Below are 22,812 nucleotides of genomic sequence, written 5' to 3' on the forward strand. Positions count from 1 at the left end.
TCTGCGACTGCAAGGTGTTACCGGCAAGAACATCGGGCGCAGCCAAGACCGATGCACTGAATGCGGAGGCGGCGGCTACGATCAGGAAGACAAAGGTCTGGCGGCACATGAGGCAATCTCCTCGCTTTACAATGCAGGGTTTCATCGACCAACAGCCATGGAAGTATTCTGGAGGTTGGCGCTCCCGATCTGGATGTTAGTGCTCTTGCCGCCCTTGCCTTGCAACTCATCCCAGAGGACAACGCTGCTACCGTTTTGGTTGGCGACCTTGGGAAGGTTTACGGGGATGCCTTTACCGCTGACCTCAGCCAAGCCTCGATTACTAACGGTCTGGGTTTGCACCCCAGGGATTAGGGAGGCTGCGGATGCGCCGGTGGCTGCTAGAGCCACTACGATCGCTACCGCGAGTGCACTGCAGCAAACAGTAAAGCGACGTGGTTCGGTTGACATGGCGGTGCCCTCAAAGCATTACGACTGTCCTATAAGCAATGCGCGTGCCAATAGTCTAACCTACTGAAAAACATGTCGCAGGCGAAAATACCATAGGGATGGACAGAGGCTGGCTGTAAGATGCTTGGTACAGCTGGACCGCGACGAGCTCTTCCCTCGACTCGATCGTTGGTAAGTTACCTTTACCAATCAATTAGATAAGTTCGGAGAGGGGTGTTTGTAAAGCAGGAGTTACAGTTTTGCGGTTTTTTAGGTAATGTATTGAAAGAAAAATAATTCTGTCCATCAACCAGAGATACTACAGGGTTTGAGCACCTGCTAACTCTTCGCTGTTGGCATCGCGATACCGTGTTTTTCCATGAGCCGATAGAGTGAAACCCGGGATATCTGCAGTTGCTCAGCAGCTCTAGTAACGCTACCGAGATTGTCTGCGAGCGCTGCGCGGATGGCATCGCGCTCGGCCGCATCTCGCGCCTGCGCTAGGGTTAGCCGTAGGCGGGAATTGCGTCGACGTTCAAGACCTAGATCTGCGGCAGTAATCAGAAATTTATCGCACATCACCATCGCTCGGCGCACGCGATTGATAAGTTCTCGGATGTTGCCGGGCCAATCGTAGTTGCACATGATCTGCAAAGCATCTTCACTGAAACCTTTTACTCGATGACCGCGCTCATCCGCAAAGCGTTGGAAGACATATTGCGCAAGCAGCGGAATATCGCCCTCGCGCTCGCGCAGGGGGGGCATGCGAATTTGCAAGACGTTGAGACGGTAATAGAGGTCCTGGCGAAAGCTTCCAAGACTGATCGCTTTTTCGAGGTTGACGTGGGTGGCTGCCAGAACACGCACGTTTACTTTTATATCCTCGTGCCCACCTATGCGTTGGATCTTTTGCTCTTGTAAAAAGCGCAGGAGGTTTACTTGCAACTCTAGGGGCAAGTCGCCAATTTCATCGAGGAACAGGGTGCCGCCGGTAGCGCTTTCAATACGACCAATTTTACGTTCATGAGCCCCGGTGAACGATCCTTTTTCGTGCCCGAAAAGCTCGGACTGGATGAGATTAGCCGGCAAAGCACCACAATTGACGGCTATGAATGGACCATTCTTGCGATTGGAGCGTTCGTGTATGGCCTGGGCAGCTAACTCTTTTCCAGTACCACTCTCGCCGGTAATGAGCACCGGCGCGTCGGTAGATGCAACTTTACGGATATCCTGATATACGCGTTGCATAGCCTCGCTGGCGCCCACCATCTCAACCTCTTTTCCAGCGCCTTCCTCGTGAGGTGCGATGTAAAGTGCCTCCTCAGCAATATCGGCCATGCCCGCTGCGTGGCCAAGAACTACCAAGAGCCGTTCACTCTGAATCGGTTGGGTGTGATAGTCGTAGAAAACGCTCCCGACTAGCTTTCGGATACTGGTCTCCTCCAGGGCATTGGGGGGTAGCAAGGCGATCCAGCGCACGTGTTGATATTTCGCAATGATAGTCTCGATTTTATAACCGCTGATGAGCAGATCTCTCTCGTCGAAACCAACAAGTGCCGCGGCCGGGCGTGTTTGACTCAGGATACTGGGAGCATCATCGATCTTGCTTGCAAAGGTAACTGCCCAGCCTGACAACTCAAGCGTATTGAGAGAACCGGAGATGATCGACGGTGAACCTATGTAGAGAATACTGCGGGCGACATTGATGGTTTCTTCTTCTGGGGTACGTTTTTTTGGCATTTTTCCTCCGGATACCATTTCTTGTCGCCGCAGGATAGCCGAAAATCACAGGCTTTGCCAAAATCGGCGCAGAGATTCTCGTTACGTGTAGCGTCAACGTCGCCGAAGCGACTTGAGTTCGGCTACGCCGAAAACGCGCAGCAAGAAAAAGTAAAGCCCGACGCTGCCCAACACCAGATACATCAGGTGGAAAATGCGCATCTCGGCACTCCAACGCAGCCAAGATGCGCTCGACCCACGCAGGGAATAGAGGGCAACTCCCAACACGAGGGCAGCCAATACGGTCTTGCCGAGAAAAGCTCCCCACCCAGGTTGTGGGCTATAGATCTTGTCTTTGCGCAGGCGCCAGTAGAGAAGTAGCAGGTTGACCACGGCCGCCATGGTGGTGGCGAGGGAGAGCCCCAGCTGTTGCAGAGGCCAAGCCAGAATCAGGCTGCAGATGATGTTGACGGCGACACTGATCATGGCAAAGCGCATGGGTGTAGTGGTGTCTTGACGGGCATAGAATGCGGGAGCGAGAACGCGGGCGGCAATGATAGGAATGATGCCCAGACCATAGCCTATGAGACTGCGAAAGCTCTCGGCGGCGTCATGTGCGCTATAGGCCCCATAGCGAAAGAGGGTGACTAGCAGAGGGTGTCCGAGCATGAGGAGGCCGACGGTGGCTGGCAGGCCAATCAGCCAAGTCCAGCGCAACGCCCAATCGAGGGTCTGTGCAAAGGTTTCTTCCTCTTGTAAACGGGATAAGGTCGGCAGGACGACCGTACCGAGGGCGACGCCAAATACGCCGAGGGGAAACTCTACCAAGCGGTCAGAATAGTACAAATAGGAAACCACATTGGCGCCAACGAGGGACGCGAGAACGGTATTCAGAAATAGGTTGACCTGTGCTGCGGAGGCACCAAAAGCGGCAGGACCCAGCAGTCGGAGCACGCGTGCGACGCCCGGGTCTCGGCGTCGTAAACGCGGCCAGTGCAAATGCCCAACTTTTCGCAATGCGGGAATCTGGAAGAGTAGTTGTACGATGCCACCAATGAGCATTCCCCAGGCCACGGCATAAACAGGTTGAGCAAGATGCGGGGCCCAGAGGAGGGCGCTGAAAATGATGGCAAGGTTCAAAAATACCGGGGTAAAGGCGGGAACCTGAAAATGACCGAAGGTGTTGAGAATGCCACCCGACAGGGCGACCAAGGAAATCAGGAATAGATAGGGAAAGGTGATTTGGGTTAGCGAGACCGCCAAGTGGAATTTAGTGGGATCGCTGGCAAACCCGGGAGCCAAGAGATAGACCAAGACGCTGGCCCCGAGAATGCCGATGATCGTGATGGCAAGCAACGCGAGACTCAGCCAGCCGAAGACGTCGGCGAGAAAATCTCGGGTCTCCTCTGCCTCGCGTTCCCGCACGTACTCATTGAGAACGGGAACAAAGGCCTGAGAAAATGCCCCCTCGCCAAAGAGTCTTCGAAACAGATTGGGAATGCGTTGGGCTACGAAGAAGGCGTCAGCGGCCATCCCGGCGCCAAACAGGTGTGCGAGCACGACGTCGCGGACAAAGCCGAGGAGGCGGGACAAAAAAGTATTGCTTGCCACCCGGACGACATTGCGGAACAGGTTGTTCATCGACGGAAGAACCCAGCCCGGTCGCGGACCAAGCTGCGGTAAGTCAAATTAGCCAAGCAATAGCTTCTGCGCTTTTTCCATGGCCTCAAAAGCAGCTCGATTGTTGCCTAGTGCGCCCTGCGCTTTGCCGAGGGCCAGCAGGGCGGCACCCAGAACATCGCGCATGGCGAGGGAGAATTGCTGTCCCAGCTGCTTTTCCAGCTTCTGTAGGATCTCGACGGATTCTTGGGCGTGCTGGAGGGCCTTTGGCGCATTCCCTTGTTCGAGGGTCGCGTTGGATTCCTGCAGATGAATATCGGCAAGCACTAGGCGCATTTTTGGCGAGAACGCCTCTCCCAGGGCATGCTCGAGCTGCACATAGACTTGGCGCGCCTGCTCCGCAGCTTGGTTGGCCAGGGTGTAGAGCCCCAAATTGGCAAGCTGTTTGGCCTGCAAGAGGTGTGCTGCGCCAAGCTCTGCCTTTTGATCGCTGGTGAATTCTTCGCCCAGCTTATTCTGCAGATGCTGCCAGGCTTGGATACCAGCGGTGGTGAGTTGCATGGCCTCATCCTCCCGACCAAGGAGAAAGAGCATATTACTTTTTTGCAGTAGGGCGCTTGCCTTGGTCGCCAGCAATGCCCAGCTCACCGACTCTGGCAGGGTGCTGGCGGTTTTCTCGCTCAGCTCGATTGCCTGATCGAGGAAAGGTAGAGCGCCGGCATAGAGACCCTGGTCGGCATAGAGATTGCCGAGGCAGAGAGCGGTGCGTGCACTCTGATGCAACAGACCCGGAGCGACTTGCTCGCCATAGCGTTTTTGGATGACGCTGAGAATTTCCTGGGCTCGTTGATATTCCGGAACAGCACTTGCGGCATCGCGCGTGGCGAGGGCAGTACCGCGAATCATGTGCGCCTGTGCCAGGTCGATGGCCAGCTGCGGCCGTAGGGCCTTGTCGTCATTCCAGTGGGCACCGACGACATCGATGGCTTGGTTGGCCGCCTCCAGCGCTCTGCCGTCGCCAAGGGTATGTAGAGACCGCGCCCGACCAAGAAGGGAACGTGCTCGGATGTCCAAAACCTTGGGCGCAAGATGCGCTGCATCTTGTGTGTGTCCAAGAACGGTGAGCGCATGGTCGAAACATTCGACGGCTCGACGATGGTCGCCGGTTTCGGCAAGCAATTCGGCCTTACTGCACAGAACGCTGGCGAGCTCCACCTGGGTACGAACTCGCTGAATTCCAGCACCGGGAATGCCTGGGGCCGGCTTTTCGGGGCTGACGGAGGTGGCTTCGAAGGAACTGGTCTCTGGCATGGTACTTCCCTGGACGAAGGAGGGCGAGGAAAAAGAAGACTCAAAAGATTGTGGCGTCGCTTCGGTAGTAACCGTCGAAACCGTGCTAAACATGCTTCGCTCGTCTGCGCTGTGACTGATCTCTGGCGCCTGCAATGCTGATGTTTCGGTGGCAGATTGGAGAATGCCGTCTGGCGTTTCCGTCGGTGCGCTGGCCGCCGCCTCGTCATCAAACGCAAGGTGATAATCTGCAGTGCCGCTATCGGGCGCAAGCGTCTGCGCCTCGGCAAGCGCCTCGCTTTCCTCGTGATGGGCCGGCGCAAGCGCAGCGCTCTCGGCTGGCAGCTCCGCCTCTTGCCACATTCCGGTATCCTCGGCAAAGTCGATGCCTTGCGGCGCATGTGGCTCGGAAGACGCCTCGGCACTTTCGGTATGGGGGAGGGGCTGCGGCAATTCTACATCGTCTTCCAGCATTTCCTCATCGCGCGTTGTGCTTGGGATCTCCGAGAGTTCCGCGTTGGTATCGGAAGCTATTGGCAGTTCACTAGCCAACACGCAGTTGTCCTCCGCAGAGTCGATGCCTTGCGGCGCATGCGGCTCGGCCACTGCCTCGCTTTCCTCGTAATGGGGTTGCGCGAGTTCTTCCTCTTCTACCCGCTCGGCATCGTCCATAGTGTCCGGTGCGAGCTCGACATCCTGCTCCACGGGCGAGAAACCCGCCATTGTCTCCGCTACGGGCGATTGCGTCGTGGGTAAGCTATCTGGCTCCGCGTCAAACCTGAGCGCCGAAGGTGCGTCGGCCGCTTCCCCAGGCATCTCATGCTCGGTGTTTTGGGCGATTCGTGGATGACTGGGCGGTTCAGCCTGCTGCAGGGTGCTCGAAAAGTTGGCTTGATAGGTAGTCGCCATGTTGAGATTGGCCATCAGACTGACGCCTGGGCGCGGGGTTTTCCGCGGCAGAGTTGCAGGCTCCATTTCGAGGGGCGCAGATTCTGCCGCCGCGCGGGGGCTATCCGTTTGCTCGGGGGCCGGTTCTGACTTTTCTGTAGGAGTAGGCATCTCCGGAAAGTCGGGTGTAGGCGGTGCGAGATCCAGGTTGGGGTGGGTCATTTCGTGATTCAATTGCCGCAAAATGGTATCCAGAGCGGATTTCTGCGAACGAGTAAGCAGGAAACGCGCGGCAATGAAGAGTCCGTAGCGGCGGTTGAGGTGCTTTTCCTGGCGCACCACCAGGGCAGTGCTGGTAAAGGGATCGCAACCCGGCAGGGTGAAATCGACCAGAATCATTTCCCCGCTTTGCAGATCGCAGTCGTCGACCAGCAGACCCACGCCGCTGTTGCTGAGATCTTTGAGTTTACCAACGATACTCTCGCGATTGCTGCGATGAATGGTGATTTCCCCATTCGCCGGTATACGATCGCGGAACCGCTTTTTGCGCGAGTAGATGGCACTCGGGCGAGCAAAGACGTAAAGGCCGTTCTCCTGGCGGATGAAGTCGGTGAGGAAGACGGTAATGAATCCGTCCCCGTCGACACAGATGAGGCTCTGCTCATAGCGTCGGTGGGATAAATTCTCCTGTGGCTGGAAAAATATCTGCTCGGTGGTGCAATGGTCGACTATTGCTAATCGACCATCATCGCCCACGTCTTCCGAAAAGAGAATGGCAGCCGTTCCTGGTGTCTTGCAGATATCCGCCGGATCGTGAATGACATCGCTGGAAAAATCGCTGGTCAGTAAGAGATGGAAGAGCGATAGGTCGAGGCCCGATCGGTTGGGCAACATGCTACGCAGATCCGGCAGGTCTTGACTCTCCAGTGGATTGATTTGGGTATCCGAAGTCATCGGAATTGCGTCTACGCTTTCCTTCCCATTAAAGCGGCATCAAGGTAGCATCTTTTCTGAATGCTGACCAGCGAGATGCCCACCAAAATCCCCACACTGGAGAGACCGTGTTTATTGTAAAAGTCTTATTCACCGACACCGCTGCTCTGCAGGCGGCCCTACAAAACATTCGTTCCCAACGCCAGACCCTGGGAGATGCGCCACCGGCAATCCCGGCCGCCCTCGACCTACTACTGCAGGAAGAGCCCCGGATAGAGAGCACCGAGTTTGCCGAAAAGCCGGCGATTGCCGCCGTCTATGGAGGCTTTGACCCACAGGCTGCAGCCATCGTTGAGGCGGCTTTTCTGGAAGCCGGCGCGCTACAAGTGATTCAGGAATAGCGTTACAGAGCAGCCGATCGCGCCAAGGCGAGCAGCAAGGCGGTGCCGCAGTCATCGGCGCTGCGGCCTGCGGCAAGGATGCCGTCTTCGTGACCGGTCATGGACAGCACCAAGGGTAGCGTGGCGTCCGCCGCAATGGCTTGCACTGCCCGCGCCATTTCTGGTGTGCCATATTCCACGGCTGCAGGTGTCTGCGGCAGGCCGAGTTGACTTGCCCGCCGCCATAGCTCTGGTAAGTGGGCGTGAAATACCCAGCAAATATCCGGCCGTATTGCGTAGAGGGCGGCGTGGCTCAGGGACTCAGAAGAAGGTCTAACAGGGCCGCTGGCATCGACACGGTTCGCTCCTAGGTCCCAGTTTTCCACTAGGCTATAGTGCTCGGGAACAAGGCACTCTAAATCTCCGGTCTGCGTGCCGGTGATCCAGAAGCCGCCCGCGGCGCGACGACTCAGATTGCCATAGCCGATACCGCCGTAGCGCCGCGGGTTGGCACCGATGCCGTCGATGGCGTATAGCCGTTGGCGCCAGCTTTCGAGGGGGCGCAAAAAATCGGCATCGGCGGCCGGGCCAGCCTGCCAGTGTAGGTCAAATTTGATTACCCCTTCGGTTTCCATGCGTGGTACCTAGCGTCGCAAAAAAATGGCTTGCAGCAGACGATACCAGAAAGGGGGCCGGATGGGTGCCACGGGTAGCCGGGTCGCTTTGCGAGGAGGAGTGACGTCTGCTGGGTAGAGGTCGACCCAGGTGGCTCCCCAGCTGCTACGGTCTTTGGCCAGCCCATAGCTGCGCACCGCTGGTTCTTCGGCAAGGATCTGTTGCACGCGTCGCCGTAGCACTCCTTTTCCCTTGCCGTGGATGATGCGCAATTGCAGCACGCCGGCTTGGCGGCAGGCGCGCAAGTACTCGCGTACCAAATCGTCGACCTCGGCGGGACGAAACTGATGCAGATCGAGGACCCCATCGAGGGACAGGATCTGCATTTTTTGCTCAGTGGGATACGTCACGATAGCCCAGGGCCCAGACGAGCAGGAGTAGCATCCAGGGTAGATTGACGGCAATGGCAGGCTGCCAACCCAGCAGAACGGTAACCAGGACGGCGCAGGCAGCAATGGCCGAAAGGAGCTGAATGCGAAGATCAGCGCGGAGAAAACCCATGCTGCCGCATTGCCCTCAGAGCAGCACGCGTTCGATGCCGCCGTTACGCGCGGCATCGGCAAATTGGCGGGCCCAGTCGGCGCCCATCTGCGCCTTGGCGAGCTCGACGACGATGTAATCGGTATCGAGACCGGTATCGAGGCGGTAGCGCTCCAGCCCCTGCTGGCAGGCGGGGCAGGCGGTGAGGAGCTTGACCTCGCCTTTCTTGGCTACGGGAGCGCCGGTGAGGGCCTCGATGTCCTGATGCAGGACCTCTTCCTTGCGCGCCCGCAGCTGGGTAGCGATGTCCGGGCGGCTGGTGGCCAGGGTACCGGCCTCGCCACAGCAGCGTTCCGAAGCGCGGACCGGCTGCCCGAGCAAAGTCTCGGCAACTTGCAGGGGCTTGTAGGTCTTCATCGGACTATGACAGGGGTCGTGATAGAGATACTGCACCCCCGATACCCCCTGCAGGCTGACGCCTTTCTCGAGGAGGAACTCGTGGATGTCGAGAAGTCGACAGCCCGGAAAGATCTGCTCAAATTGGTACTTGAGCAGCTGATCCATGCAGGTGCCGCAGGAGAGGATCACCGTCTTGATGTCGAGGTAATTGAGGGTGTTCGCAACCCGGTGGAAGAGCACCTGATTGCGAACGGAAATCTCCTGTCCCTCGTCTTCCTTCCCTGCCGCGCTCTGGGGGTAGCCGCAGCAGAGATACCCCGGGGGAAGCACCGTCTGGACGCCGCTGCGATAGAGCATGGCAAGGGTTGCCATACCAATCTGGCTGAACAGCCGCTCGCTGCCGCATCCGGGAAAATAGAACACCGCTTCGCTGTCGGGTGCGCATTGGGGATCGCGGAGGATGGGGACGGTCTCGTTGTCGACGATGCCAAGGATCTGCCGCATGGTCTGTGCCCCCATGTCGGTGGGCAGCGGCTTGCGCAGAAAGTGAATGACCTCGGCGCGCAGGTTCGCCTTGCCTGTGGTTGCCGGCGCCTCGCCCTTGGGCAGCAGGGGCTTGACGATTTGGTGCGCCAAGGCCTGGGCCTGGTAGGCGGGCTGCAGCACGGCGCGGCGCATAAAATGCACCGTTTGCGGCTCACTGGCGTTGAGATAGTGCAGGGCGAGGCGGGTGCCGGGGGAAAAATGCTTCTCGCCACGGGCACGCAGCAGGTTGCGAATGTGTACCGAAACCTCGCCAAAATCGATATCGACGGGACAAGGGGTTAGACATTTGTGGCAGGTAGTGCAGTGTTCCGCCACATCCTCGAGGGCGCGAAAATGCTGTCGCGACACCCCGCGCCGGGTCTGCTCCTCGTAGAGGAAGGCTTCGATGAGCAGGCCGGTGGCGAGGATCTTGTTGCGCGGCGAATAGAGCAGGTTGGCGCGGGGGATGTGGGTCATGCACACGGGCTTGCACTTGCCGCAGCGCAGGCAGTCCTTTATTTCGCGGTTAAGGGCATCGAGGGCGCTGGCCTCGAGGATCAGGGCCTCCTGCTCCACCAGTTGCAGGGAGGGGGTGTAGGCATGTTCCAACCCGGATCCCGGCAGCAGCTTACCGGGGTTGAAGACGCCCTCGGGGTCGACGGCCTCTTTGTAGCGCTGAAAAGCGGCTACCTTTTCCGGCTCCAGCCAGCGCATCTTGGTGATGCCGATGCCGTGCTCGCCGGAAATCACCCCTCCCAGCTCCTTGGCCACCGCCATGATCCGATCGACCACGCGATCGGCTTCCTGCAGCATCTCGCGATCGGAAGAGAGGACCGGGATATTGGTGTGGATGTTGCCGTCGCCGGCATGCATGTGCAGGGCAACGAAGATCCGCGTGCGGCGCACCCGCTCGTGGATGCGGCGAATTTCCGCAAGAACGGCGGTGAAGCGCTCGCCCGCAAAGAGCTCCTCCAGGGGCTTGCCGATGGATTCGCGATAGCTGATGCGCAGGTCGCGCTGTAGCAAGAGACGCAAAAGACTCTGCTCGGGATCGAGACCGACTCGCTCGGCGGCGGGCAGGGTGGGCAGGAGATCGCGCACTGGCTGGTCGAGCCGGGCGAGATAGCCCTGCCAGCGTTGCTGCACCTCGGCGAGCAGGTGCAGGGCCGCTTGCCGCTTTTGGGCGACGATGGCGCGCTCTTCTTCACTGTCTTCAAAGTCTTTGACCTGACGCAGCTCCGCCAGCTCACCCGCCAAATACTGCTGCAGGGCTTCGATGATGCGCAGCTTGTTGGCGATGGACTGCTCGATGTTGAGCCGTTCGACGGCGCGGGTGTAGTCGCCCAGACGATCGAGGGGAATGACGACGTCTTCATTGATTTTGAAGGCATTGGTGTGGGCAGCAATGGCTGCGGTGCGGCTGCGATCGGCCCAAAAGCGGCGCCGCGACTCTGGTGTGGTGGCAATGAAGCCCTCCGCGCCGCGGGCGTTGGCTAGGCGCACCACCGCCGAGGCAGCCGCGCCGACGGCATCGGCATCGTCACTGGCGATGTCTGCCAAGAGCAGCATGCGCGGGCGCTCCCGGCGTGGTGCCTTGTTGCTGTATTTCACGGCCTTGATGTAGCGCTCGTCGAGATGCTCCAACCCCGTCAGCAGCACTCCGGGCAGGGACTCGACATGGTTTTTGACCTCGACGATGGCCGCTACCGCCGGCTCGAGGTCCTTGCCGTAGAATTCCAGGCACACGGTGCGCAGATGCTTGGGCATGCGATGCAGCAAAAAGCGCCCGGAGGTGATGATGCCGTCGCAACCCTCCTTCTGAATGCCGGGCAGGCCGCCCAGGGCCTTGTCGGTGACATCCTTGCCAAGCCCGACCTTGCGGAAGGCCGAACCCGGCATTTCGAGGGTTTCCGGGTTGCCGATGGGGGTTTTGCCGTTGGCGGCGTAGCGGCTGACGCGAAAACGCACCCGTTCCTGATCGTGGATCTTGCCCAGGTTGTGGTCGAGGCGCTCGACCTCGAGCCAGTTGCCATCGGGCATGACCATGCGCCAAGAGACGAGATTGTCGAGAGCGGTACCCCAGAGCACCGCCTTTTTGCCGCCGGCATTCATGGCGATGTTGCCGCCAATGGTCGAGGCATCGAGGGAAGTGGGGTCGACCGCAAAAACCAGGCCCGCCGCCTCGGCGAGGTCCGCCACCGCCTTGGTTACCACCCCGGCGCCGGCCTCTACCACCGGTACCGGGGTGGCACAGCCGGGGAGCATCACCTCTTGCACGGCCGAGAGTTGATCGAGCTTTTCGGTATTGATGACGGCGCTGCGCGGGGTGAGGGGGATGGCACCGCCGGTGTAGCCGGTGCCGCCGCCGCGGGGAATGATGGCCAACTGGAGTTCGCGACAGACGCGAACCTGGGCAGCCAGTTCTTCCTCGCTGGCGGGATAGAGCACCACCAAGGGCAGCTCGACGCGCCAGTCCGAGGCATCGGTAATGTGGGCGACGCGGGCGTAGGGGCTGAAGTCGATGTGATCCTTGTGACTGACCTTACCCAAGGCCTGGGCAGCGCGACGGCGCAGGGCCTGCTCCTCGGCAAAATCGGCAATGAACTTGGCCTTGGCTTGTCGGCACTGCTCGAGTAGACGCATGACCAAGGGATTGGCATCGGCGCGCCGGGCAATCTCGTCGAGGCGATGATCGAGCGCCTGCCAGAGCGCGCGCCGACGCTTGCCGTTGGCGGCCAAGTCTTCCTGCAGGTAGGGGTTACGCGCCACCACCCAGAGGTCGCCAAGGACTTCAAAGAGCATCCGCGCCGAACGGCCGGTAACCCGTTGTCCGCGCAGTTCGTCGAGAATGCGCCAGGACTCCTCGCCAAGAAAACGGATGACGATTTCCCGATCGGAAAAGGAGGTGTAGTTATAGGGAATCTCGCGTCGCTCGCTCACGGCATCACCTTATTGTCGATGAGGCGCACCTGGCCGAGACGGGCGGCAACAAACCAGCGCCCTCCGGGCTGAGTGCGAGGAAGGGACTGCAGGGTTTCGCTGTCGCGCAATTCGAGATAGTCGACGACGAAGCCTGCGGCTTCTAGGTTTTCGCGAGCCGCCGCAGCGGCGAAGCCGGCGTCGCTGCCTGCGGGTAATTGGCAGAGGCGGTCGAGCTCGGCAGCCAGGCGCGGAGCCAATGCCCGTTCTGCCGTGGTGAGCAGGCTGTTGCGGGAGCTGAGGGCGAGACCGTCGGCGGCGCGCTGGGTGGGGCCGCAGAGGAGCCGGGTGGACAGGTGAAAGTCTGCCAGCATCTGCTGGACGATGCGGTACTGTTGATAATCCTTCTCGCCGAGCACGAGTAGATCGGGCTGGGTGAGTTGCAAGAGCTTGAGCACCACCGTGGCGACACCGGTGAAATGCCCCGGCCGTTGTACGCCGCAGAGGATCGCGCACAAGGTGGCGGGCGGCACGACCTGCGTGATGGCCGCGCTACCCTGGGGATAGAGGATGCGGTCATCAGGAACGAAAACTGCCGTGCAGCCGGCCTCCGTGAGCTGGGCAAGGTCGGCATCGAGACTGCGCGGGTAGCGATCAAAGTCTTCGCCAGCGCCAAATTGCAAGGGGTTGACGTAAATGCTCACCAGCACGTGGTCGGCATGCTCTTGGGCAAGGCGAAGCAGAGACAGGTGCCCGGCGTGGAGGTGCCCCATGGTCGGTACCAGGGCCAGGCTACCCGGCAGCTGCTGTCGCCAGGCGTGCAGGCCATCGAGATCGCGCAATACCGTGTTCAACGCGTGCGCCCCCCAGCTGGGAAACTGCCGTCCCGCACTGCCGCCGCGTAGTCGGCCAAGCCTTTGCCAACCAGGGCGGCACCATCGACAAAGGCGCGGGCAAAGGGCGGCGCCTTGCCCAGACCCAGCACATCGTGCAACACCAAGACCTGGGCGTCGGTATCCGGGCCGGCGCCAATACCGATCACTGGAATCGGACTGCGGGCGCTGATGCGCGCTGCAAGCTCCGCCGGGACTGCCTCGAGCAGGAGAAAGCGGGCGCCGCAGTCGGCCAGGGTGAGGGCCTCCTCCTCGAGCTTCTCGGCGGCCGCGGCGCTGGTACCCTGGCGCTGGAATCCGCCCCATTGGCGCAAACGCTGCGGCGTCAGGCCCAAATGCACGCAAACATTGAGGCCGCGGGCGGCGCAGAACTCCAGATGCGCGCGAAATTCCAGTCCGCCCTCCCACTTGATGACTTCGGCGCCGGCGCGCAGCAGGGTGACGGCAGAGCGCCAGCACTGCGCGGGGCTTTCTTCGTAACTGCCGAGGGGTAGATCGGCAAAGACCAGACTGCGGGTGCAGGCGCGCGCGACCATCTCGGTATGGTAGGCGAGCTGCTCGAGGCTCACCCCGAGGGTGTCGGCGCGTCCTTGCACGACCATGCCCAGGGAGTCGCCAACGAGTATGCCGTCGAGCCCGGCGGCGTCGGCCATTTGCGCGAAGGGGTAGTCGTAGGCGGTGATCAGGGCGCGCTTCTCGCCGCGCTGCTTGGCCTGTATCCAGGAGTCGATGCGTTTGCTCAAAAGGACCACCCCAGCTCGTGTAGTTTATTTCCGACTAAATCGGTCAAGATTATAGCATCCTTCTCCCGCGCAACGAAATCCAGAGAGCTGCCGCGCAGGTCGATATGGGGGCCGGAATAGGCGGCGAAGTAGTCGGTATAGCGGGCCTGAATCCCCGCCAGATAGCTCTTCTGCAGCGCCCCTTCCCAGCGGTCGCCGCGCTCGGCAATACGTGCGTATAGCAGGTCGAGGGGCGCGTCGAGAAAGATCATCAAAGCTACCGGGGGCGGCGTGGGCATGAGCCGGGCGCGCAGGCGCAGGTAGAGCTCGCGCTCGAGCGGGTCGAGGGTTTGCGCGCTAAAAAGCAGGTCCTTGTCCGGGGCGTGGTCGCTGCAGCAAAGACCGGCGGGTAGGGTTTGCCATTGTTCGCTGCGCTCGAGGAGGAAATGCAGTTCGGTAGCCAAGCCATGACGATGGGCGGCGTAGAGATCTGCCAAAAAGGGATTGTCTTGCGGCCGTTCAAGATAAGTCGGCGCCGAAAAGTGCTTGGCCAGGAGACGGGTAAGGCTGGTTTTGCCCGCCCCCATGGGGCCTTCGCAAACGATCAACATGCCTGGCCGATCCTGGCGCTTGCCCCGGCCTCGCCGGAGATGCGCCACAATCGCTGCATGGCCACCGCCGGTAGCAGCGCGCTTACCTTGCCCAGTCCCGGAATCAGCAGTTCTGGATCGTAGTCCGCCAGAGGGCGGAGGACGAAGGCGCGGCGGGCAATCTCGGGATGGGGCAGGCGCAGACGGGGCTCCTGACTCTGCAGTTCGCCGTAGAGCAGGAGATCGAGATCGAGGATGCGTGGCCCCCAGACCTGCTCTTGGGCACGCCGTCGTCCTGCCTTGGCCTCGATCAGATGCAGGGCCGGCAAGAGTTGCTCTGCCGGCAGGCGCGTTTCGAGGCGGGCAACGGCATTGACGAAGGGATCTTGGACGACGCCGCCAACGGGCTCCGACCAGTAGTCGTCGGAGACCCAATCGAGGCGCGAGTCGGGTAGCTCCGCTAGGGCCAAGCGCGCGCGTGCCACCTGCAGGCGCGGCTCGGCAAGATTGCTGCCGATGCCTATCCAGGCGATCACGGCAGCAGATTCTGTTCTTTCAGCCAACGCCAAGCCTCGTCCTTGTTCGTAATCACGCCGTTCCAGGTCGCATCCTGCACACGCGCCAGTAGCGCCCCAAGGCCTGGCCCCGGAGCGACTCCCCAGGCTTGCAGATCACGCCCATCCACCGGCGTTTTCTGCCGGCGCTGCACCTGCAGGTATTGCCAAGCAGAGCGCTGCAGTTCGGGGTCGTCCTGCAGGGCAAGAGCGCACAGAATACCCGCCACGCTCCAGTCCTGCCAATAGCGGGCGTGGCTCGCGGCATCGGACTGCGGGGGCAGCTTGGCCGGCAGGGCATCGAGCGCGCGCTGCCAATCTGCCACGCCCCGCCACTGCCAGCGCTGCCAATGGGTGGCGCGTTCCGCCGCCGTCCCCAGAGCGCTGAGCAGAAGCAGGGCTACGGCAGGCTGCTCGGGAGGCTCCTCTGGTAAATTCTGACGGAATTGCTGCATCACAGCCGCCAGCCGCCGCAATTTGGCGACGACGAATTCGGTGGGCAAGTGCGCGCCGGGAAGGAGAGCGGCCAAACCCCAGGCACGCAAGGCGCTGACACTTGCAGCGAGATCGGGCAATTGGAGCAAGAGCCAGAGTTCGCGAAAAAGACGGGTGCCACTCAGGGTCGCAAAGCCATCCGCGGCGAGCAGACCTTGCCGCTGCGCTTGCGCGAGAGGCCCGAGACGGAAGCCAAAGCGCAGAGAAAAGCGCAGACCGCGGAGGAGGCGGGTGGGGTCATCGCGAAAGGACTCGGGGTGCAGAATTTCGAGGATACCGGCGTGGATGTCGTCGCGACCGTGGAAGGGGTCGACGAGCCGGAGAAAATCCTCTGGCCGGAGGGAGAGAGCCATGGCGTTGCAGCGAAAATCCCGGCGCCGCAGATCGATGTCGATGGCGGGGGCGGGAGAAATTTCGGGCAGGGCACCGGGCCGGGGATAGCGCTCGGCTCGGCAGAGGGCCAATTCCCAAGGCAGATTTTCTGGATCCCGGAGAGTCGCGGTAGCAAAGGCGGAGCGCTTCTCGACGCGAAAGCCCTGTTCTAGCAAGCGCTGCAGGAAGCCCTCGAAGTCACCCACAAGGGTGAGATCCCAGTCGTTGCTGGGGCGGTTGAGAAAGAGATCCCGGGGCACGCCACCGACGAGGTAGAGGGCGGCGCCGGCATCCGCTGCCAGGCGACCGAGCCGCTGCAGTCGGGCAAGGCGGGCCGCTGGCCAGAGATGCTCAATACGCTCCTCGATGCCCGCAAGGTGGCGATCGAAGGTCACGATGCTAGTCGGCCCCAGCCTGCTGGCGCTTGGGCGAGCGCCGTCGGCGCCGCCGCCGACGGCCCACCTGCTTGTCGCTGACGGGGAGCGGCCCCAAGGGCAGTTGATCAGGCTCTTGCACTTCTTGGCGGGCCTGCTCAATCAACTGCTTGCGCCCGTCGCTGTCGGCATCCTGGAACTGTTGCCACCACGCCACGAGAGGGGCGATATCCTCGCCGGCGTCGCGGCGCAGGGCAAGAAAATCGAAGGCGGCGCGGAAGCGCTCATGGGCGAGGAGGGCGTAGGGCCGGCGTCCACCGCGGCGATGAAAACGCGCCTGTAGATCCCAAATCTCCCGTATCGTCAGGGTAAAGCGGCGCGGGATGGCGATCTGCCCCCGATTCTCTTCGAGCACGGCGCTGGCCGCTTGCTGCAGGGCTACTACTTCGGGCTTGTCTTCTTGTATCAAGCGATCCCGCTCGGCAAGCAGCACCGGCCAGAGCAGGGCGGCAAAGAGAAAGGCGGGATGCACGGATTTGCCCGCCGCTACCCGGGCATCGGTATTGCCCAAGGCAAGCTGCACAAGGGCCAGCGCCCCTTCGCCTTGGTCGACGACGGCAGCCAGCTGCGGGAAGAGGGCGGCAAAGAGTCCATATCGTTGTAAAACCGCAAGCGAGGCCTGGGCAAAGCCGGCCAGAAAGAGTTTGCCCACTTCTTCGTACAGGCGTGCCGCAGGGATCTCCTGCAGCAGCGGCTGACAAAGGGGAATCGCCGCTTCGATTTCGGGGTCGAGGGAGAAGCCTAATTTGGCGGCAAAGCGAGCGGCGCGGAGCATGCGCACCGGATCTTCGCGAAAGCGCTCGCTGGCGTTGCCAATCATGCGCAGGCGCTGGGCTTGAATGTCTGTCCAGGCGTCCCAGAAGTCGATGATGCTACGGTCGGCAATGTTGTAATACAGCGCATTGGCGGTGAAGTCGCGGCGCTGGGCGTCTTCTTCTAGGCTGCCGTAGACGTTGTCGGCAAGGATGCGGCCGCTGGCACTACGTGCCTGGTCGGTGCTGGCACCACCGCGAAAGGTGGCAACTTCGATGATCTCGCGGCCAAACTGCACATGCACCAAGATAAACCGCCGGCCGATGAGGCGGGCGTTGCGTCGAAAGAGCTTGCGCACCTCCTCGGGGCGGGCGCTGGTGCAAACGTCAAAATCTTTCGGTTCGCGGCCAAGGAGCAGGTCGCGTACGCTGCCGCCCACGAGATAGGCTTGGTAACCTGCACGATGCAGGCCATTGAGCACTTGCAAAGCGGCGTCGCTGATTTGCCGGCGCGAAACGTTGTGCTGTTCGCGGGGAATGACCCGGGCACCGGCGGGCAGGTCGACGGCCTTCGTCTCGCTCTCGGGCGACTCGATTTCCGCGAGTTGTGCCGCAATGAAATTTTTCAGGGAGACCAATGCGTGATTCCGTTCCGACGGTGGTTAGCGGCGACAGTGTATACGAAAAATTGCGTAGGATCGAAGGGCAAAATTGTCTTCACAAATAGCGCAGAGAAAGATCCAGACTCTGCACATTGCGGGTGATGCTGCCGACGGACAGATAGTCGACGCCGGTTGCGGCCACGGCAGCCACGGTGTCGAGGGAAATATTCCCCGACGCTTCGAGGGGGATCTGTCCGCCTACTCGCTGCACGGCTGCACGCAGGTCGGCAAGGGAAAAATTATCGAGGAGGACCATGTCGGCAGCCGCCGCGAGTGCTTCTTCCAGCTGCTGCAGCGTCTCGACCTCGACCTCGATACGGGTGAGCACCGGCGCGAGGCGGCGGGCACGCTCGATGGCCGCGCCAATGCCGCCAATGGCGGCAATATGGTTTTCCTTGATGAGAATACCATCGAAGAGGCCCAGACGATGATTGTGGCCGCCGCCCACCCGCACCGCATATTTCTGCGCCAGCCGCAGGCCCGGGAGGGTCTTGCGGGTATCGAGGAGGCGGGTGGAGCTGCCGGCCAAGCGTTCTACAAAGCGCCGGGTCTGCGTTGCCGTGGCCGAGAGTAGCTGCAAGAAATTGAGGGCGCTGCGTTCGCCGCTGAGCAGGGCTCCGGCTGGCCCCTGCAGGCGGCAAAGCTCTTGCCCGGGAGCAATGGCATCGCCCTCCTGTAGCTGCCACTCTACCCTGAGCCCCGGCGCTAGCCGGGCAAAGACCGCATCGACATAGGGGCTGCCGCAGAGCACCCCAGCTTCGCGGCTGATGATGTGGGCCCGTAAGAGTTGCTCGCGATCGATCAGGGCCGCGCTGAGATCGCCACTACCAATATCTTCGGCCAGGGCGCGGGCAACGGTTGCATCGAGATCAGCAGGCAGCATGGGTTTTTTCTCCACTGGCTAGCCACAGCCACAGTAAGCCAATGATACCAGCCAGCAGCGAGGCAAGAAGAATACCGACTTTGGCTTCTTCCCGTAATTCGCTTTGGGTAAAGGCGAGCTGGCTGATGAAGAGCGACATGGTAAAGCCGATACCTGCGAGCCATGCGGCACCGAGGAGATGGCGCCAGGCAACACCGCGGGGTAATTGCGCAAGACCCATGCGCACCGTGAGCCAACTGGCGAGGCTGATACCGACAAACTTGCCGAGCACGAGCCCGAGTATTACCCCCAGAGTTACCGAACTCCACAGCATGGCAGTACTCACTTGCGAAAAATCCACACCAGCATTGGCAAGGGCAAATATGGGTAGGATGACGAAGGTGACCCAGGGACCCATGGTGTGCTCCAGACGTTGCTGCGGCGAGAGCATGGCGCGACTGGTGCGGCGCAGTTCCTCGGCAAGATGGCTCAGTTCGGGGTGCACCAGGGGATCGAGGGGAGCGTCCTGTTCGAGCAGACGGGCCAGGTCTTTCTCACGCTCGCGCAGGGTAACGCGTAGCTGCGCGGGGCTGATGGAGCCGCGCGCTGGCAGCGTCATGGCGACGAGAATGCCGGCGATGGAGGCATGGATACCGGAAACGAGAAGAAAATACCAAAGCAGGATCCCGAGCAAGAGATAGGGCAGGGGCTGGCGAATACCGCTTTGGTTGAGAAGGAGGAGCAAGGCAAAGATTCCCCCGGCACTGGCCAGGGCCCACCAAGCGATATGGGCGGTATAGAAAATGGCAATGACGAGGACCGCACCGAGATCATCGGCAATGGCCAGGGCGGTGAGAAAGATGAGGAGATTGCGCGGTATCCGCCAGGCCAGCAAAACCAGGATGCCGATGGCAAAGGCGATGTCGGTGGCCATGGGAATCCCCCACCCCGGCGCGCCGACAGTCCCGGCATTGAGAGCGGTAAAGAGCAGCGCCGGCACCAACATGCCCCCCAGCGCCGCGACAATGGGCAGAATTGCATCGCTGATACGGGCTAGTTCTCCCACCAGCAACTCGCGTTTGAGCTCGAGGCCGATGACGAAAAAAAAGACCGCCATGAGGGCGTCGTTGACCCATTCCTGCAGATCGTGATCGAGACGCCATTGCCCGAGTTGCAGGGACAAATGCTGATGCCAAAAGTGCTGATAGTTGGCCTGCAGGGCCGAATTGCTGAGCAGCAGGGTTACCAGGGTTACGCCAATCAGTACGATGCCGCCGGTGGTGGCGCGGCGGAAGAATTGCTCGAGCGGGGTAAGAAAGCGGCCAAAGAGGGGCTCGAGGGGGTAGAGCCGTTCTTGCGGAAATCTGCCCTCTCGCCCCTTGCTCACGCGGGGTTTTCCTCCAGACGAGCAATTTCTGCCAGTCGTGCCTGCTGGGTAGCCAGCTCGCGTAAGGCGCTGTTCAGCTCTTCGACCCGGGCCTCTTCGCGGGCAACGACCTCCGCCGGGGCGCGGTCGCGAAAGCTACTCTGCCCCAAGCGCGCCTGCACCTTTTCCCGTTCGCCAAGGAGACGGTTTTCTTCCTTGACCAAGCGCTGCAATTCCGCCGCAACGTCGATGAGACCCGCCAAGGGCACCAAAATGCGCAGTTCTCCCAGCAGTTGCAGGGCAGCAGGAGGAACTTCGCCCTCTTGCCAGACCGGCGCATTGCAGCGCGCCAACTGTTGCAACCAGGGCGAGAGCCGCGCCAAGCGTGCGCGGTCGGTGGCATCGCCGCCCTGCAGCAGCACCGGCAGGGTGGCGCTCGGGGCAATGTTCATCTCTCCCCGCACCGAGCGCAAGGCGCGAATGAAATCCATGAGCCAGGCGAGATCCTCCTCGGCTTCGGCATCCCGCTTGCTGGCGTCGGCAATGGGATAGGGGGCGAGGGCGATGGTTTCCCCGGTCTTGCCTAGCAAAGGTGCAACGCGCTGCCAGAGGGTCTCGGTCAGAAAAGGGAGGAAGGGATGGGCGAGGCGCAGGGCAGCCTCGAGTACGGCAAGGAGGGTGCGCCGGGTGCCGCGAATTTCCGCAGCACTGAAGGCCGCCTCCGGCCGCAGTACCGTTTTGCTGAATTCGATATACCAATCGCAATAGTCATTCCAGAAAAACTGGTAGAGGGCTTGGCTCGCGTCGGCAAAGCGATACTGGTCGAGGGCCTCGTTGATGCTTGCCTCGGTAGCCTGCAGTCGGGCGATGATCCAGCGCTCCGGCGGCAGCAGGATGCGTTCTCCCTCCAGCAGTTCGGGCGCGGGGGTTTGCAAGAGAGCAAAGCGGGCAGCGTTCCAGATCTTGTTGCAGAAATTGCGGTTGCCTTCCACGCGCTTGAGGTCAAAGCGCAGATCCCGCCCCTGGGTGGCAATGCTGGCAAAACTGAAGCGCAGGGCATCGGTACCAAAGGCGGGGATGCCGTCTGGATACTCCTTACGGGTGGCCTTGGCGATCTTTTCCGCCATCTGCGGTTGCATCAGCCCCTGGGTGCGTTTGCTCACCAGCTCCTCGGCGCCGATGCCGTCGATGAGGTCGATGGGATCGAGGACATTGCCCTTGGATTTGCTCATCTTCTGGCCTTCGCCATCGAGGATGAGACCATGCACATACACATCGCGGAAGGGCACCTCGCCGGTAAAGTGCAGGCCCATCATGATCATCCGGGCGACCCAGAAAAAGATGATGTCGAAGCCGGTCACCAGTACCGAGGTGGGGTAGAAGGTCTGCAGGTCGGCGGTCTGCTCCGGCCAGCCGAGGGTGCTGAAGGGCCAGAGGGCCGAGCTGAACCAGGTGTCGAGAACATCGGGGTCGCGCTCCAAGACGACCGGCATGCCGTAGTGTTTGGCGGCGGCCTGCTCTGCCGCTTCCTCGCTATGGGCAACGAAGATTTTGCCATCCGGGCCATACCATGCAGGAATCTGGTGTCCCCACCAGAGTTGCCGCGAGATGCACCAGTCCTCGATGCGCTCCATCCAGTCGAAATAGGTGCGGCTCCAGTTCTCCGGCACAAAGCGGATCCGGCCATCGGCCACCGCCTGCCGAGCCTTTGCTGCCAGTGGCTCGACGCGCACATACCACTGGTCGGTAAGGTAGGGTTCGATCACCGCTTGCGAGCGATCACCGCGCGGGATCATCAAGCGATGGTCTTGGGTGTCGACGAGGCTGCCCTCGGCCTCGAGGAGGGCCAAAAGACGCTTGCGTGCCGCATACCGATCGAGGCCGCGCAGCGCCTCGGGAATCGAGACATCGCTGATGCTGCCGCTGACCACCTCGATCGTATCGCGGATGTGCGCACTCGGGGTAAAGATGTTGAGCAGGGGCAGTTGATGCCGCTGTCCGACCTGATAGTCGTTGAAATCGTGGGCGGGGGTGATCTTTACGCATCCGGAGCCAAATTCCATCTCGACGTATTCGTCGGCAATGATGGGGATTTCGCGGCCGGTGATGGGCAGGCGCAGGGTCTTGCCGATCAGGTCGCGATAGCGCGGATCCTCGGGATGCACCGCCACCGCCGCGTCGCCGAGCAGGGTTTCCGGGCGGGTCGTGGCCACCACCAGGGCGCCGGAGCCATCGCTCAAGGCATAGCGGATGTGCCAAAGATGCCCCTGCTCCTCGCTATTGAGCACCTCCAGGTCGGAGACGGCAGTCTGTAGTACCGGATCCCAGTTTACCAGGCGTTTGCCGCGGTAAATCAGACCTTCCTGGTGCAGGCGTACGAAGACCTCGCGCACCGCTTGGGAGAGGCCGTCGTCGAGGGTGAAGCGTTCGCGCTGCCAATCGCAGGAGGCGCCAAGACGGCGCATCTGCTGGCTGATCTTACCGCCAGATTCCTCCTTCCACTGCCAGACTTTCTCCAAGAAGGCATGGCGACCGAGTTGGTGACGTTTCTGCCCCTCGGCCTCCAGCCGGCGCTCGACCAGCATCTGGGTGGCAATACCCGCATGGTCGGTACCTGGCTGCCAAAGGGTGCGTTTGCCCTGCATCCGCGCCCGGCGGATGAGGATGTCCATGAGGGTGTCCTGAAAGGCGTGGCCCATATGCAGGGTGCCGGTCACATTCGGCGGCGGCAGCATGATGCAGTAGGGCTCGCCGGTGCCCGCCGGTCGGAATACCTCGAGTTGCTCCCACAGGGCATAGCAGGAGGCCTCGATATCGGCCGGCGCGAAGGGGCGGTCGAGGGAATCGGTCATG

At 61.2% G+C, this 22,812-nt stretch carries 18 protein-coding genes; 1 reads left to right on the forward strand and 17 read right to left on the reverse strand.

Features of this window, described 5'->3' with window-relative positions:
- Positions 1-141: 141 nt before the first annotated feature.
- The 4 genes from RTI30_RS01180 to RTI30_RS01195 all read right to left on the reverse strand — a co-directional run bounded on the left by RTI30_RS01180 (position 142) and on the right by RTI30_RS01195 (position 6,900).
- Positions 142-450 (reverse strand): hypothetical protein, encoded by a 309-nt coding sequence (locus RTI30_RS01180; RefSeq protein WP_312261426.1) that lies wholly within the window; start codon positions 448-450, stop codon positions 142-144.
- 318 nt (positions 451-768) lie between these two features.
- The gene (locus tag RTI30_RS01185; protein ID WP_312261427.1) at positions 769-2,169 is read right to left on the reverse strand and encodes a sigma-54 dependent transcriptional regulator; all 1,401 of its coding nucleotides are present in this window, start codon (positions 2,167-2,169) and stop codon (positions 769-771) included.
- A gap of 93 nt (positions 2,170-2,262) precedes the next feature.
- Positions 2,263-3,789 (reverse strand): murein biosynthesis integral membrane protein MurJ, encoded by a 1,527-nt coding sequence (murJ, locus tag RTI30_RS01190; RefSeq protein ID WP_312261429.1) that lies wholly within the window; start codon positions 3,787-3,789, stop codon positions 2,263-2,265.
- Positions 3,790-3,837: 48 nt separating this feature from the next.
- The gene (locus RTI30_RS01195) at positions 3,838-6,900 is read right to left on the reverse strand and encodes a PilZ domain-containing protein (RefSeq protein WP_312261431.1); all 3,063 of its coding nucleotides are present in this window, start codon (positions 6,898-6,900) and stop codon (positions 3,838-3,840) included.
- Positions 6,901-7,007: 107 nt separating this feature from the next.
- On the opposite strand from RTI30_RS01195, the gene RTI30_RS01200 reads away from it, so the two are divergent.
- Complete coding sequence (locus tag RTI30_RS01200) at positions 7,008-7,280, forward strand: hypothetical protein (RefSeq protein WP_312261433.1); 273 nt, start codon at positions 7,008-7,010, stop codon at positions 7,278-7,280.
- Between the two features lie 2 nt (positions 7,281-7,282).
- Here RTI30_RS01200 and RTI30_RS01205 read toward each other — a convergent pair whose 3' ends face one another.
- From RTI30_RS01205 to RTI30_RS01265, 13 genes are all read right to left on the reverse strand, one after another.
- Complete coding sequence (locus tag RTI30_RS01205; protein WP_312261435.1) at positions 7,283-7,894, reverse strand: class II aldolase/adducin family protein; 612 nt, start codon at positions 7,892-7,894, stop codon at positions 7,283-7,285.
- A gap of 9 nt (positions 7,895-7,903) precedes the next feature.
- Positions 7,904-8,260, reverse strand: a complete 357-nt coding sequence (locus RTI30_RS01210; protein ID WP_312261436.1) for a Smr/MutS family protein — start codon at positions 8,258-8,260, stop codon at positions 7,904-7,906.
- 7 nt (positions 8,261-8,267) lie between these two features.
- Entirely contained in the window at positions 8,268-8,435 is a 168-nt protein-coding gene (locus tag RTI30_RS01215) for a hypothetical protein (protein ID WP_312261437.1), read from the reverse strand.
- Between the two features lie 15 nt (positions 8,436-8,450).
- Positions 8,451-12,278 carry a DUF3683 domain-containing protein gene (locus RTI30_RS01220; protein ID WP_312261438.1) on the reverse strand — a complete coding sequence of 1,276 codons (3,828 nt, stop codon included), beginning with the start codon at positions 12,276-12,278 and terminating at the stop codon, positions 8,451-8,453.
- Positions 12,275-13,111 (reverse strand): pantoate--beta-alanine ligase, encoded by an 837-nt coding sequence (panC, locus tag RTI30_RS01225; protein ID WP_312261440.1) that lies wholly within the window; start codon positions 13,109-13,111, stop codon positions 12,275-12,277. Before panC ends, RTI30_RS01220 begins: the two co-directional genes overlap by 4 nt.
- Positions 13,108-13,893, reverse strand: a complete 786-nt coding sequence (gene panB, locus RTI30_RS01230) for a 3-methyl-2-oxobutanoate hydroxymethyltransferase (RefSeq protein WP_312261442.1) — start codon at positions 13,891-13,893, stop codon at positions 13,108-13,110. Before panB ends, panC begins: the two co-directional genes overlap by 4 nt.
- Positions 13,890-14,483: a deoxynucleoside kinase gene (locus RTI30_RS01235; protein WP_312261444.1), complete on the reverse strand. Its 594-nt coding sequence runs from the start codon at positions 14,481-14,483 to the stop codon at positions 13,890-13,892. The genes panB and RTI30_RS01235 overlap by 4 nt, the downstream gene beginning before the upstream one ends.
- Positions 14,477-15,025: a 2-amino-4-hydroxy-6-hydroxymethyldihydropteridine diphosphokinase gene (gene folK / locus RTI30_RS01240; protein ID WP_312274617.1), complete on the reverse strand. Its 549-nt coding sequence runs from the start codon at positions 15,023-15,025 to the stop codon at positions 14,477-14,479. Before folK ends, RTI30_RS01235 begins: the two co-directional genes overlap by 7 nt.
- Complete coding sequence (locus RTI30_RS01245; protein ID WP_312261448.1) at positions 14,995-16,278, reverse strand: CCA tRNA nucleotidyltransferase; 1,284 nt, start codon at positions 16,276-16,278, stop codon at positions 14,995-14,997. Before RTI30_RS01245 ends, folK begins: the two co-directional genes overlap by 31 nt.
- Before the next feature lie 4 nt (positions 16,279-16,282).
- A complete protein-coding gene (gene pcnB, locus RTI30_RS01250) occupies positions 16,283-17,707 on the reverse strand; it encodes a polynucleotide adenylyltransferase PcnB (protein WP_312261450.1) in 1,425 nt (474 codons plus the stop codon).
- Between the two features lie 79 nt (positions 17,708-17,786).
- Positions 17,787-18,614, reverse strand: coding sequence for a carboxylating nicotinate-nucleotide diphosphorylase (gene nadC / locus RTI30_RS01255; protein WP_312261452.1), 828 nt, complete (start codon positions 18,612-18,614; stop codon positions 17,787-17,789).
- The gene (nhaA, locus tag RTI30_RS01260) at positions 18,601-19,980 is read right to left on the reverse strand and encodes a Na+/H+ antiporter NhaA (RefSeq protein ID WP_312261454.1); all 1,380 of its coding nucleotides are present in this window, start codon (positions 19,978-19,980) and stop codon (positions 18,601-18,603) included. The genes nadC and nhaA overlap by 14 nt, the downstream gene beginning before the upstream one ends.
- A complete protein-coding gene (locus RTI30_RS01265; RefSeq protein ID WP_312261456.1) occupies positions 19,977-22,811 on the reverse strand; it encodes a valine--tRNA ligase in 2,835 nt (944 codons plus the stop codon). The genes nhaA and RTI30_RS01265 overlap by 4 nt, the downstream gene beginning before the upstream one ends.
- Position 22,812: the final 1 nt, after the last annotated feature.

This window comes from Candidatus Igneacidithiobacillus taiwanensis, from assembly GCF_031962545.1.
GTDB lineage: Bacteria > Pseudomonadota > Gammaproteobacteria > Acidithiobacillales > Acidithiobacillaceae > Igneacidithiobacillus > Igneacidithiobacillus taiwanensis.

What these genes read in the sequence shown, in the direction of transcription:
- RTI30_RS01205 (WP_312261435.1), bottom strand. Translation starts at nt 7,894, where the DNA reads ATGGAAACCGAAGGGGTAATCAAATTTGACCTACACTGGCAGGCTGGC.
- RTI30_RS01235 (WP_312261444.1), bottom strand. Translation starts at nt 14,483, where the DNA reads ATGTTGATCGTTTGCGAAGGCCCCATGGGGGCGGGCAAAACCAGCCTT.
- murJ (WP_312261429.1), bottom strand. Translation starts at nt 3,789, where the DNA reads ATGAACAACCTGTTCCGCAATGTCGTCCGGGTGGCAAGCAATACTTTT.
- RTI30_RS01185 (WP_312261427.1), bottom strand. Translation starts at nt 2,169, where the DNA reads ATGCCAAAAAAACGTACCCCAGAAGAAGAAACCATCAATGTCGCCCGC.
- RTI30_RS01180 (WP_312261426.1), bottom strand. Translation starts at nt 450, where the DNA reads ATGTCAACCGAACCACGTCGCTTTACTGTTTGCTGCAGTGCACTCGCG.
- RTI30_RS01210 (WP_312261436.1), bottom strand. Translation starts at nt 8,260, where the DNA reads ATGCAGATCCTGTCCCTCGATGGGGTCCTCGATCTGCATCAGTTTCGT.
- nadC (WP_312261452.1), bottom strand. Translation starts at nt 18,614, where the DNA reads ATGCTGCCTGCTGATCTCGATGCAACCGTTGCCCGCGCCCTGGCCGAA.
- RTI30_RS01215 (WP_312261437.1), bottom strand. Translation starts at nt 8,435, where the DNA reads ATGGGTTTTCTCCGCGCTGATCTTCGCATTCAGCTCCTTTCGGCCATT.
- RTI30_RS01195 (WP_312261431.1), bottom strand. Translation starts at nt 6,900, where the DNA reads ATGACTTCGGATACCCAAATCAATCCACTGGAGAGTCAAGACCTGCCG.
- RTI30_RS01265 (WP_312261456.1), bottom strand. Translation starts at nt 22,811, where the DNA reads ATGACCGATTCCCTCGACCGCCCCTTCGCGCCGGCCGATATCGAGGCC.